Annotated in this window: 11 protein-coding genes; 6 read left to right on the top strand and 5 right to left on the bottom strand. The window is 69.2% G+C overall.

The features are described from left to right. Positions 1-7 precede the first annotated feature (7 nt). Entirely contained in the window at positions 8-1,372 is a 1,365-nt protein-coding gene (locus tag ACYQ78_RS28700; RefSeq protein WP_459804055.1) for a cation:dicarboxylate symporter family transporter, read from the bottom strand. A 113-nt stretch (positions 1,373-1,485) separates the two neighbouring features. Between ACYQ78_RS28700 and ACYQ78_RS28695 the strand changes: the two genes are divergently transcribed. Continuing rightward, positions 1,486-3,045 carry a sensor histidine kinase gene (locus ACYQ78_RS28695; protein WP_459804054.1) on the top strand — a complete coding sequence of 520 codons (1,560 nt, stop codon included), beginning with the start codon at positions 1,486-1,488 and terminating at the stop codon, positions 3,043-3,045. Then, positions 3,042-3,713, top strand: coding sequence for a response regulator (locus ACYQ78_RS28690; protein WP_459804053.1), 672 nt, complete (start codon positions 3,042-3,044; stop codon positions 3,711-3,713). Before ACYQ78_RS28695 ends, ACYQ78_RS28690 begins: the two co-directional genes overlap by 4 nt. On the opposite strand, the gene ACYQ78_RS28685 is transcribed toward ACYQ78_RS28690, so the two are convergent. From ACYQ78_RS28685 to ACYQ78_RS28675, 3 genes are read right to left on the bottom strand one after another with little or no spacing between them, the layout of a single operon-like run. Then, positions 3,701-4,126 (bottom strand): HIT family protein, encoded by a 426-nt coding sequence (locus tag ACYQ78_RS28685; RefSeq protein WP_459804052.1) that lies wholly within the window; start codon positions 4,124-4,126, stop codon positions 3,701-3,703. The two genes, ACYQ78_RS28690 and ACYQ78_RS28685, sit on opposite strands and share 13 nt — an antisense overlap. Continuing rightward, positions 4,123-5,277, bottom strand: coding sequence for an acyl-CoA dehydrogenase family protein (locus ACYQ78_RS28680; RefSeq protein WP_459804051.1), 1,155 nt, complete (start codon positions 5,275-5,277; stop codon positions 4,123-4,125). Before ACYQ78_RS28680 ends, ACYQ78_RS28685 begins: the two co-directional genes overlap by 4 nt. Then, entirely contained in the window at positions 5,274-5,666 is a 393-nt protein-coding gene (locus tag ACYQ78_RS28675; protein ID WP_459804050.1) for a MaoC family dehydratase, read from the bottom strand. Before ACYQ78_RS28675 ends, ACYQ78_RS28680 begins: the two co-directional genes overlap by 4 nt. A 218-nt stretch (positions 5,667-5,884) precedes the next feature. Here ACYQ78_RS28675 and ACYQ78_RS28670 point away from each other — a divergent pair, with 218 nt between their 5' ends. From ACYQ78_RS28670 to ACYQ78_RS28660, 3 genes are read left to right on the top strand one after another with little or no spacing between them, the layout of a single operon-like run. Beyond that, on the top strand, positions 5,885-6,820 hold the full coding sequence (locus tag ACYQ78_RS28670) for an inorganic phosphate transporter (RefSeq protein ID WP_459804049.1): 936 nt from the start codon (positions 5,885-5,887) through the stop codon (positions 6,818-6,820). Then, positions 6,817-7,449: a DUF47 domain-containing protein gene (locus ACYQ78_RS28665; protein ID WP_459804048.1), complete on the top strand. Its 633-nt coding sequence runs from the start codon at positions 6,817-6,819 to the stop codon at positions 7,447-7,449. Before ACYQ78_RS28670 ends, ACYQ78_RS28665 begins: the two co-directional genes overlap by 4 nt. Before the next feature lie 14 nt (positions 7,450-7,463). Beyond that, entirely contained in the window at positions 7,464-9,176 is a 1,713-nt protein-coding gene (locus tag ACYQ78_RS28660; RefSeq protein ID WP_459804047.1) for a hypothetical protein, read from the top strand. 70 nt (positions 9,177-9,246) lie between these two features. On the opposite strand, the gene ACYQ78_RS28655 is transcribed toward ACYQ78_RS28660, so the two are convergent. Further along, the gene (locus ACYQ78_RS28655) at positions 9,247-9,612 is read right to left on the bottom strand and encodes a hypothetical protein (protein WP_459804046.1); all 366 of its coding nucleotides are present in this window, start codon (positions 9,610-9,612) and stop codon (positions 9,247-9,249) included. Between the two features lie 179 nt (positions 9,613-9,791). On the opposite strand from ACYQ78_RS28655, the gene ACYQ78_RS28650 reads away from it, so the two are divergent. Then, positions 9,792-12,563 (top strand): glycoside hydrolase family 48 protein, encoded by a 2,772-nt coding sequence (locus ACYQ78_RS28650; RefSeq protein WP_459804045.1) that lies wholly within the window; start codon positions 9,792-9,794, stop codon positions 12,561-12,563. Positions 12,564-12,764 lie beyond the last annotated feature (201 nt).

Here is a 12,764-nt window from a genome sequence, read left to right as displayed (position 1 = left end):
GCGGAGCCTACCGGACCGATTCGGGAACCTTGTCTTCAGAGACCGTTTCGTGCTCCTCCTCGTCCAGGAGCGTGGTCTCGTCGAAGGGATCACGTCCGGAGAGGACCTCCTCGGCCCGCTCCCGGTCGAACTCCCCGGTCCAGCTCCCGATGAGCACGGTCGCCACCGCGTTCCCGGCGAAGTTGGTCAGCGCGCGGGCCTCGGACATGAACCGGTCGATGCCGACGATGAGCCCGACCCCGTCGACCAGCTCGGGCCGGTGCGACTGGAGCCCGGAGGCGAGCGTGGCGAGACCGGCGCCGGTGACCCCCGCCGCGCCCTTGGACGCGATCATCATGAAGACCAGCAGCGACACCTGCTCGCCGAACGACAGCGGGGCCCCGGTCGCGCTGGCCACGAACAGGGTGGCCATCGTCAGGTAGATCGCGGTCCCGTCGAGGTTGAACGAGTAGCCGGTCGGCACGGTGATCCCGACGACCGGACGGCTGACCCCGAGGTGCTCCATCTTCGCGATCAGCCGCGGCAGCGCCGACTCGGACGACGACGTGGACAGGATCAGCAGGAACTCCCGCCGCAGATAGCCGAACAGCGACAGCACGTTGACGCGGGCGACGATCCGCAGCATCGGCCCGAGCACGAGGAACACGAACAGCAGGCAGGTCGCGTAGAAGCTGAGCATGATGACGCCGAGGCTCCTCAGCGCGTCGATGCCGGTCGCGCCGACCACCGCCGCCATCGCCCCGAACGCGCCGACGGGCGCCGCCCACATGATCATGGCGAGGATGCGGAACACGAGCCGCTGGATGTGCTCGATCCCGTTGAGCACCGGCTTCGCCCGCGACCCCATGGCCTGGAGCGCGAACCCGGCCAGCAGCGCGACCAGCAGCGTCTGCAGCACCGACCCTTCGGTGAACGCCGACACGAGGGTCGCCGGGATGATGCCGAGCAGGAACGCGACCGTGTCACTCTCCCCGCCCTTGGCCGCCTCGGCGGCGGCGGCCTCCCGCGCCGAGTCGGTAAGCTGCAGGCCCTGTCCGGGGTCGACGAGGTTGCCGACGATGAGCCCGATGGCCAGCGCGACCGTCGACATCACCAGGAAGTAGCCGAGGGCGAGCCCGCCGACCCGTCCGACCTTGGCGGCCTTGGCGACCGAGCCGATGCCCAGCACGATCGTGCAGAAGATGATCGGGCTGATCATCATCTTGATCAGCGCCACGAAGGCGGTGCCCAGCGGCTTCAGCGCGACCCCGAGGTCCGGCGCGATGAAGCCGACGGCGATCCCGGCGACGGCCGCGACGATGACGGCGAGATAGAGATACTTCGTCTTGTCGCGCCGGACCTGAGGGGTCAGGGGGTCCTGGGGTTCGGACATGGCATTCACTCTCCCTGGGGGGTGGTCGTGGGGCGACTATCTGCCCGGGGAGTGACCTGGGTCACCATTGCGTACATTTCGTTCACTGGACCGGATCGGAAGGGGTGAGCCGCATGCGGCGATGGAGCCTGGCGCGGCAGATGTTCGCGCTCCAGATCGTCGTCGTGCTGGCGACCGTGGCCGCCGGGACCGTGATGGGCGTTCTGCAGACCCGTGACCTGGTCGCGGAGGACGCGACGGCGGTCACCCGCGCGGTGGCGGTGAGCGTGGCGTCGGCCCCCTCGGTGCTGGGCGCCCTGGACTCGGGTGACCCGACCGCCCTGTTGCAGCCGTATGCCGAGAAGGTGCGTCTGGAGACGGGGGTGGGCTTCATCACGATCATGAGCCCCGAGGGGATCAGGTACACCCATCCGACCGTCACGGAGATAGGGCGCCCCTACCTGGGCACTCTGGCGGACAAGACGTTCAGCGAGACCTACACGGGCACGCTCGGCCCCTCGATCCGCACGATCACCCCCGTCCACGACGCGTCGGGCCGGGTCCGGGGCCTGGTCAGCGCCGGGATAACGGTCGAGAACATCGGCGGCCGCCTCCGCGAGCAGCTGGAAGCGGGCGTCCTCGCCGGCCTCCTCGGCCTGGCCGCCGGCACGGCCGGCACCTACCTGGCCGGCCGCCGCCTGCGCCGCCACACCCACGACCTGGGCACGCAGGAACTGACCCTGATGTACGACTACCACGAGGCGATCCTGCACGCCGTCCGCGAAGGCCTGCTGCTGGTCGACGGGCGTGGGATCCTCACGCTGTGCAACGACGGCGCCCGCGACCTCCTCGCCCTGCCCCCTGACGCGGAAGGCCGCCCGGTGACCGCGCTGGGTCTCCCGCCCTCCCTCACCGACCTGCTCTCCTCCGGCGGCGACCGCACCGACGAGATCCACCTGACCGGCGACCGCGTGCTGTTGGTGAGCGTGGCCGCCGTCCGTTCGGGCGCCCGTTCCCTCGGCACGGTCGTCACCCTGCGCGACCATACGGAACTCCAGGACGTGACGGGCCAGCTCGACGCCGAACGCGGCTTCGCCGACGCGCTCCGGTCAGCGGCCCACGAGTCTGCGAACCGCCTCCATACGGTGATCACCCTGGTGGAGCTGGGGCGGCCGGAAGAGGCCGTGACCTTCGCGACCGAGGAACTCCGCGCGGCCCAGGAGTTGACGGACCGGGTGGTGGCGGCGGTCCGGGAACCGGTGTTGGCGGCGTTGCTGCTGGGCAAGTCGGCCCAGGCGGCGGAGCGTGGCGTGGAGTTGTCGATCAGCTCGGAGAGCGAACTCGACGATGTGGGGCTCGACCCGCACGACCTGGTCGCGATCCTGGGCAACCTGATCGACAACGCGGTCGACGCGGCCATGTCCGGCGCTCCGCCTGCCCGGGTGGAGGTACACGTGGCGGCGACCGGCTCGGAATGCGAGATCAGAGTCACCGACAGCGGCCCGGGCCTGGATCCTGCTCGGATCGAAGAGGCCTACCAGCGAGGATGGACGACCAAGGGCGACGGCCGCGGCCTCGGCCTGCCGCTGGTCGCCCAGGCGGTCAGGCGTTTGGGCGGCACGATCGACGTCTCGGCGGACCAGGGGGCGGTTTTCACGGTCCGCCTGCCGCTCCCGGAGAGGACCGCCTCATGATCTCGGTGCTGGTGGTCGAAGACGAGGAGATCACCGCTGAGGCCAACCGGGTCTATGTCGAGCGGGTGCCCGGGTTCGAGGTGGCCGGGGTGGTCAGGTCGGGCGGGGAGGCGCTGCGCTTCCTGCGGCGGCAGTCTGTCGATCTGGTGCTGCTCGACCTCTACCTGCCCGACATGCACGGGCTTGAGGTGTGCCGGGCGATCCGAGGTGCCGGGATTCTGTGCGACGTCATCGTCATCACCTCGGCCCGGGACCTGTCGATGGTGCGCTCGGCGGTGTCGGTGGGGGTGGCGCAGTATGTGCTGAAGCCGTTCACGTTCGCCGCGTTGAACGACAAGCTGCGGCAGTACGCCAAGTTCCGCTCCACGGTCGACGCCTCCGGTGAGGCCAGCGGGCAGGGCGAGGTCGACGACATGCTCGCCACCCTGCGCGGCCCCGGCCGTTCCCACCTGCCGAAGGGCTTGACCCAACCGACCCTTGAGGCCGTGGTGACCGAACTCCGGCGCGCCTCCGACGGCCTCTCGGCGACGGCGGTCGCGGGGTCGGTCGGAGTCTCGCGGGTAACGGCCCGGCGTTATCTGGAGCATCTGACGGAGAGCGGGGTGACCCGGCGGCTGCCGCAGTACGGCGGGGTCGGGCGGCCTGAGCTGGTCTATCAGCTCATCTGATCGCGGATCTTCGTGGCGTACTCGCGGGCCTCGTCGTCGGAGGCGTATTTGGTGCGCGGCCAGAAGAAACCCTTGAGGCCGTCCTTCGGGTTCCTCGGGACGACATGGGTGTGCAGGTGCGCGACCGACTGCGACACGATGTTGTTGAGCGCGACGAAGCTGCCCTTGGCGTCGAGGCCAGTCATGACCGCCCGGGTGATGGCCTGGACGCGTTCGAAGTAGGGGCCGACCTCTTCGAGATCGAGCAGCGTCACGACGTGGGTTTTCGGCACGACCAGGACATGGCCCTTGAAGACCGGCCGGTAATCGAGGAAGGCGAAGACGACGTCATCGTCGTACACCCCGATCGTGTCTTTGGTCCCGGCCACCATCTCGCAGAACAGGCAGTCACTCACCTTGGTGACCCTACTCACCAGCCGACCTTGAGAGTCCCCTTCAGCAGGGCACGAGCGATAACCATCCGTTGGATGTCGTTCGTGCCCTCGCCGATGGCCATCAGCGGTGCGTCGCGGTAGAGCCGTTCGAGCACGAACTCCTGCGAATACCCATAGCCGCCGTGAATGCGCATGGCCTCCATCGTCGTGGTCAGCGCCATTTCCGAGGCGAAATACTTCGCCATGGCCGCCTCCCCGGTCACCGCCCCCTGTTCCGACCGGACCGCCGCCCAATACGTCATCAGTCGCGCGGCCTGGATCTCGGTCGCCATGTCGGCCAGCTTCAACTGAATCGCCTGAAATTCGGAGATCGGCTGCCCGAAAGCATTCCGCTGCCGCGAATAGGCGAGCGCCGCGTCGTAAGCGCATTGCGCCACCCCGACCGCACGGGCCGCGATGTTGATCCGCCCGAGTTCCAGCGCGGCCAGCACCTGCTGCATCCCCCGCCCCTCGGCCCCGCCCAGCAGTCGCTCGACCGGAACAAGCGCCCCATCGATGACGACCTCACACGTCTCCGTCCCCTTGTAACCAAGTTTCGGCAGGTCACGACTGACCTGAAGGTCGCTCTGGTCGATCAGGAGAACGGACATCCCCCGATGCGCCGGAGTCTCGGCAGACGTCTTCACCAGCACGGGCAGCGGGTCGGCGTGCCGGGCGTTGGTGATCCACGTCTTGGTGCCGGTGACGACATAGTGATCCCCGTCGCGAACGGCGCGGGTGGTGATTCCCTGCAGGTCCGTGCCGGCCCCGGGTTCGGTCAACGCGATTCCGGTACGCCTTTCGCCCGACGCCCACCCCGGCAGAAACTCCTCCTTCTGCCGCGAGGTCCCATACTGGGCCACCATCCACGTCGCCAGAGAATGTGACCCGAGAATCCCCGCCACCCCCATCCACCCCCGCGCGATCTCCTCGAAGACGAGCGCGAAGGAAACCCGGTCGAGCGAGAGCCCCCCGTACGCCTCAGGAATCGTCATCCCGAAGAGGCCCAGCTCCCTGAACGATTCAACGATCTCCGCCGGATAGCGCCCCGAGCGTTCCCATTCGGCCGCGACCGGTACGATCTCGGCCTCGACGAACTCGCGCAGCGTCCGCTGGAAAAGACGCTGTTCCTCGGTCAGGTCGAAGTTCATGCCAGCGGTCCGTTCTTCGCGACGGGGAAGAAACCCTTGTCGTGGGGCGCGTCCCGTTTGTAGACCATGACCGAACGGCGCCACGACATGACCTCGTCGCCGTCCTGGTTCAGGCCCCGGGTCCGGCAGGTGACGATCCCGGCGTAGGGCCGCGACGCGGATTCCCGCACCGCCTCCACCAGCGACTCTGCATACAGGGTGTCGCCGATGAAGACGGGGTGGGTGAGGCGGATCTCGTCCCAGCCGAGGTTCATGGAGGCGTTCTGGCTGACGTCGATGACCGACAGGCCGAGCACGATCGCGACCGACAGGCCCGAGTTGACGATGATCTTCCCAACCGGGGCGTTCGCGGCGAAGTGGGCGTTGAAGTGGTTCTGGTTGGTGTTCATCGTCAGCAGGGTGAACCACGTGTTGTCCGCCGGAGATCGTGCGGCCCAGCGGGTGCTGGTAGACGTCTCCGACGACGAAATCCTCGTAGTAACGCCCGAGCTGGGCTGGATGCACGGTCATTTCCCTATCGTCCCCAGATCTCCGGCGGAGTGATCACCCCTCGGACAGGGAATCCCTTGGTAAACAAATGGTGAACAAACGGCAAACGGGGAGCTTATTGTCCACCTCACTGGCTGTTCTCGCCTGCGTGTTCGCGGTCGTCTCGGGCGTCAACGACGGCGGCGCCCTGCTCGGGGCCGGGCTCAGAGTTCCGGGTGTACGCCCGCTCATCGCCCTGCTCGTCCTGGTCACCGCGGTCGCGGCGGTGCCGATGCTGACGTCGCGGGTGGCCGCGACCTTCACCACCCGCCTGGCGTCGCTGCCGGGGGCCGCCGGGCAGGTCGCGATGACCGTGGCGGTGGTCTGCGCGCTGGTGGTGGTCCTCGGGCTGAGCAGCCGGGGCTGGCCGACCAGTCTCACGCTGGCCATCGTCGGCGGGCTGACGGGTGCGGCCGTCGGGCTCGGACTGCCCGTCTCGGCGGGCGCGGTCGGCCTGGTGCTCGGGGCCGGGGTCGCCGCGCCCTTCGTCGGCGCCGCGATGGCGGTGCTCGCCAGCCGCATGGTCTCCGGGCTGGGCCGGGCGCGGTCTCTACCGAGGCTCCACTGGGGCGGGTTCGCGATGCAGTGTCTCGCCTACGCCGCCAACGACGGCCAGAAGATGCTGGCCGTCTTCCTCGTCGGGCTCGGCGTCGGCGGCGCCCCTCCCCTGGTCTGCCTGCTGGTCGCGGCCCTGTTCGCGATCGGTGCCGTGTACGGCCTGCCGCGCGCCGGGCGGACTCTCGGCAGGCAGTTGCTGCCCGCCCGTCCACTGCACGCCGTCGCCGCCGGGCTCGGCAGCGGACTGTCGGTGATCGGCTGCGCGGCGGCCGGGGCGCCGGTGAGCATGACGCAGGCCATCGCGGGCGGCCTGGTCGGAGCGGGGGTGGCCGACAGCGTCCGCCGGGTGCGGTGGGCGGCCACGATGAAGATCGTCTTCGCCTGGACGTTGACCCTCCCGGTCAGCGGCCTGCTCGGGCTGGCGGCCGGGCTGATGATCAAGGGGGTGGCCGGATGAGACGGGTCAGGCGGATGTTCGGCATGCTGCGCGGGCGCATGGACACCAGCCTGTCGGAGGCGCTCATCGGCCAGCTCGAGGCGACCAGGGAGGGGGCGATGCTGGCCATCGCGATGAGCGGCGGCGAGATCGGCCGCACCAAGGCCCACCAGGCCATGCGCGACATCGAACACCGGGGCGACACCTGCCGCGCCCGCCTGGTCGCCGAGCTGTCCGGCGCGCTGATCACCCCGATCGACCGCGAAGACCTGTTCCGGCTGTCCCGCTCGATCGACGACATCCTCGACTCGCTGCGCGACTTCGTCCGGGAATCCCACCTCTACCGGATCCGCGGCCGCCGCCGCTTCGCCCCCATGCTCGACCAGGTCGTCGTCGGCGTCGACGCCCTGGAGAAGTCGGTGCGCGACCTGGCCGCCCGCTCGTCCGCGGTCGGCCACGACGCGCTGGAGGCCAAGAAGGCCGGCGGCACGATCAAGCGCATGTACCAGTACGAGATCGCCCGCATCCTCGCCGACGAGGTCACCGCCGAGGCGCTGCGCGAACGCGAGCTGGTGCGGCGACTGGAGATCGTCGGCACCGCGATCGGCGAAGCCGCCGACGCCATCGCCGACGGAGCGATGAAACGGTGAATAAAGTCTGATCCATGCGAAGATCACTCCCCTTCCGGCGGCTCACCCGGGCCGAGAAGAGTCTGGTGGCGGCCTACCCGGCCGGGGAGTGGGTCGACGTCCAATCAGAACAGGAAAGAACCACCCGAACCGCCCGAAACCGGACCACCCCAGCCGAACAAGACCGACCACCCCAGCCCGAACCCGCTCAGATCAACCCGGGCGAACTTGGCCAGGTTCACCAGGCCGGACAGAACGGAACCGAGCGGCCCAAGCGAGATTGGTTCACCTGGGCCGCTCGTGACCGGGACACCCAGCACGATCGGGATCGGATCGTCCGGGCCGAGGTGATCCGGTGGCTGTTACTCGGTGCGCGGCCGGTCGCGCCCGGGGAGGTCGCGGCGATCCGGTTGATCGGGGCCAGGATCGTCGGGGATCTCGATCTGGCCGGGGCCGAGGTGACCGCGACCCTGCACCTGATCGAGTGCCATGTCTCCGGGGTCATCGATCTGGTCGAGGCGCAGACGAGGGCGCTGCGGTTCCGTGACTGCGACATCCGCAGGCTGCGGGCCGGGCGGGCGCGGGTCGACGGGGTGCTCGACGTCGGGGGCAGCGTGATCCGCGAGGGGATCCGGCTCGACAACGCCAATGTCAGCGGGCAGTTACGGATGTCGGGGTGCACGCTCGGCAGCCCGGCCGACTGGACGCCCGGCAAGGCCGGATGGTCGAGCGCCCAGTACACCGGCGACCCCCGCGAGCAGGCCCAGCGGCACACCGCGCTGTGGGGTGGCGGTCTCGTGGTGGAGGGCGGCGCGTTCCTGCGCGGCATGACGGTGACCGGCGGGCTGCGGCTGCACGGCGCACGCTTCAACGGCGGGCTCTGGCTCCAGAGCACCACGATCACCGCCACCGGCACCCACGCCGTCCACTGCGACTATCTGCAGGCCACCGTCGTCAACATGGGTGAGGGGTTCTGCGCCGAGGGCGAGATCAGCCTGCGCGGTGCCCGGATCAGCGGCACCCTGTCGTTCGACGGCGCCCGGCTCAAAGCGAAAGAGGGCCTGGCCATCCAGACCCGGCACCTCGACGTCGGCGAGCTCCTCCTCACCCCCGAGTCGATCGAGGGCGGCGTCGACCTCGGCTACACCTGCGTCGGGTTGCTCGCCGACCGCCCGGAGAGCTATCCGGGCGCGGCCCGGCTCGACGGGCTCGTGTACGAATCCCTGCGCAGCCCCGCCACGCTCCGCGACCGGCTGTCGTGGCTGACCAGGCACCCCGGCGGCTACCGCCCCCAGCCCTACGAACAGCTGGCCGCCTACTACCGCCGCATCGGCCACGAGGCCGACTCGCGGCGGGTCCTGCTGGCCAAGCAGCGCGCCCGCCGGCGCACGTTACGCGTGCCGGGCCGGGCCTGGGGCTTCGTGCTCGACGCCGTCGTCGGCTACGGTTTCCGCCCCTGGCTGGCGGCGGCGTGGCTGGGGGCGCTGCTCACGGCGGGGACGGTCGTCTTCTCGCTGGTCAACCCCGTACAGATCAGCCTGGACGAACGTCCCCGCCACTTCAACGCCTTCGTCTACACCCTCGACCACCTGGTGCCGGTGAGCCTGTTCGAGCAACGGGCCGCCTGGGAGCCCACCGGCTGGACGATCTGGGTGGCCAACGCCCTCATCGCGGCGGGCTGGATCCTGGCCACCGCCCTCATCGCGGGCGGCACCCGGGTCCTCCGCCCGACGAACACCGGACCATGACCAAAAGCCCTGCGAGCACAGGGCCGTGACCAAGCGAGCCCCGACCACGACCCCGCACCCGAAGCCCCGGTCACTTCTTCCTGCGCATGACCTTCCGCAGCACGAACAGCGCCGCGAGGCCGATCGCGATCGCCACGCCCGGTCGCTTCTTCGCCTCGGCCGTCAGCCGGTCGGCCGCGTCCTTGAACTGGTCGGGCGTCACTTCGGCGGCCTTGGCCGAGACGGTCTCGCCGGCCTCGCGCATCTTGTCCTTGACGGTGTCGGGGATGTGCTCCTCGACGGTGGCGACCGCCTTCTGGGCGGCCTCCTTGACCTCGGGCATCTTGTCTTCGACGGTCGCGGCGACCTTGGCCGCGGTCTCGTGGAAGGCGCCCTCGATTTTGGCCGCGGTCACTTTGGCGGCGTCGGTCATCTCGTTCAGTCTGTCGTTGGCCATGGGCCCGCGACTACCCGCAGGTGACGGCCGCACACATAGGTGAAAGTTTCACCTGCGGACAGGGCAAAGGGCGGCGAATCCGGACGTCGATTGACAGGGATTCGGGCGATCCGGGCATGCTGTCTGGTGGGAGCGCTCCCATCCCCTGTGCCCCCTGAGAGCTTGGAGAATCCCCGACAATGGCGATACGTGCCTATCGCAAACGTGCCCTGTGGGCGGCCGTGCTGGCCCTCTGCACGGGTGCCGTGACCCTGGTCGCGCAACCGGCGTCCGCCGCCGTGACGTGCGACGTGACGTACACGACCAATGACTGGACCACCAGCCCCGGCCAGGGCGGGTTCACCGCCAACGTCACGGTCAGGAACACCGGCGACGCTCTGAGCAGCTGGAACCTGGGCTTCACGTTCCCCAACTCCGGCCAGCGGGTCACCCAGGGCTGGTCGGCGAACTGGACGCAGTCGGGCGCCAACGTCACGGCGACCAACATGCCGTGGAACGGCTCCCTCGCGAGCGGCGCCACCCTCTCACTGGGCTTCAACGGAACCTGGACGGGGAGCAACCCCAAGCCGGCCAGCTTCCGGGTGAACAACGTCGTCTGCGGCGGCACCCCCTCGCCGTCGCCCTCGCCGTCGCCGAGCCCGAGCCCCTCCCCGAGCCCGAGTCCTTCCCCGAGCCCGAGTCCTTCCCCGAGCCCGAGCCCGAGTCCCAGCCCGAGCCCGCAGCCGGACGGGTTCGTCCGGGTCTCGCCGACGTCGGTGCTGGTCCCCGAGGGCGGGTCGGCCACGGCCGCGGTGTCGCTGTCGCTCCAGCCGACGTCGAACGTCACGGTCACCCTGACGAAGTCGAGCGGCGGTGACGCCGACCTGACCACGGCGTCCTCGACGCTGACCTTCACGCCGAGCAACTGGAACGTCCCGCAGAACGTCACCGTGTCGGCCGCGCAGGACTCCGACACGACCAGCGGCACCGCCCGGTGGACCCTGTCGACGAACGGGGGCGGGGTCTTCTACTTCTCCTCGTTCCTGGACGCCACCGAGGCCGACGACGACGGCACGACGGGCAACCAGTACGTCCAGCGGTTCACGTCGCTCTACAACAAGATCCACGACCCGGCCAACGGCTACTTCTCACCGGAGGGCGTGCCCTACCACTCGGTCGAGACGCTGCTGGTCGAGGCGCCGGACCACGGGCACGAGACCACGTCGGAGGCCTACAGCTACTACCTGTGGCTGGAGGCGGTGTACGGCCAGGTCACCGGCGACTGGTCCAAGTTCAACAACGCGTGGGCGTCGATGGAGAGGTACATCATCCCCTCCACGCAGGACCAGCCGACCAACTCGTTCTACAACGCGAGCAGCCCGGCGACCTACGCCGGTGAGTTCGACGACATCAGCGCCTACCCGTCGCAGATCACCAACGGCGTCTCGGTCGGCGTCGACCCGATCGCGGCCGAACTGCGGTCGGCGTACGGCACCAGCGACATCTACGGCATGCACTGGCTGCTGGACGTCGACAACACCTACGGCTTCGGCCGCTGCGGCGACGAGACGACCAAGCCGGTCTACATCAACACCTACCAGCGCGGCCCCGAGGAGTCGGTCTTCGAGACCATCCCGCAGCCGTCGTGCGACACGTTCGCGCACGGTGGCCGTAACGGCTACCTCGACCTGTTCATCAAGGACAGCAGCTACGCCAAGCAGTGGAAGTACACCAACGCCCCCGACGCCGACGCCCGCGCCGTGCAGGTGGCCTACTACGCCAACGAGTGGGCCAAGGCCCAGGGCAAGCAGTCGCAGGTCTCCGCCACGATCGCCAAGGCCGCGAAGATGGGCGACTACCTCCGCTACGGCATGTACGACAAGTACTTCAAGCAGCCCGGCTGCACCAGCACGTCGTGCCCGGCCGGAACCGGCAAGAACTCCTCCAACTACCTGCTGAGCTGGTACTACGCGTGGGGCGGCGCGACCGACGCGTCGGCCGGCTGGGCCTGGCGCATCGGTTCGTCGCACAACCACGGCGGCTACCAGAACCCGCTCGCGGCCTGGGCCCTGTCGACCCAGTCGGACATGCGTCCGCGCTCGGCGACCGGTGCGTCCGACTGGGCCACCTCGCTGACCCGTCAGCTCCAGTTCTACAAGTGGCTGCAGTCGGACGAGGGCGCCATCGCCGGCGGCGCGACCAACTCGTGGCAGGGCCACTACGCGACCCCGCCGTCGAACCTGCCCAAGTTCCACGGCATGACCTACGACTGGCAGCCGGTCTACCACGACCCGCCGTCGAACCAGTGGTTCGGCTTCCAGGCCTGGTCGATGGAGCGCGTCGCGTCGCTCTACTACGCCAGCGGCAACTCCGACGCCAAGACGATCCTCGACAAGTGGGTCGCCTGGGCGATGGCCAACACCACCATCAACGCCGACGGGACCTACCAGATCCCGTCGACGCTGCGCTGGTCGGGCGCCCCCGCCGGTAACTGGAGCTCCACCACCGGCATGCCCCCGGCCAACCCGGGCCTGCATGTCACCGTGGCCGACCACACCACCGACGTGGGCGTCGCGGGGTCGTACGCGAAGGTCCTCATGTACTACGCCGCCCGCGCCAACCACACGGGTGCCAAGAACATGGCCAAGGCGATCCTCGACGGCCTGTGGCTGGTCCAGGACGCCAAGGGCGTGTCGGTCCCGGAGACGAAGGCCGACTACAACCGCATCGACGACCCGGTCTACGTGCCCCCGGGCTGGACCGGCACCATGCCGAACGGCGACGCGATCAACCAGAACTCGACGTTCCTGTCGATCCGCTCCTTCTACCGGAACGACCCCGACTGGCCGAAGGTCCAGGCCTACCTCGACGGCACCGGACCTGCTCCGACCTTCAACTATCACCGTTTCTGGGCCCAGGTCGACGTAGCCGTCGCCATGGGCGAATTCGGCCGCCTCTTCCCGAACGGCTGATCCCGCTGACCGGGGGGTGACGGCGCCGGACCCTCCGTCACTCCCCACCCGCGCACCAGGAGCCCCCTCCCGAGGGGGCTCCTTCTTTTCGGGTACGTCCACCGTCGGCGAGCTGAAAGTTTCAGTGCACAAAGTCACTGGTCACAGCCTATGAAGGGCATAACCGCAGCCCGGAGTGCACACGCCTCACGAGGCCCGATC

The organism is Herbidospora sp. RD11066, assembly GCF_054661255.1.
Note: the sequence above shows the minus strand (reverse complement) of the source record. Positions and strands in the feature narration are given on the sequence as shown.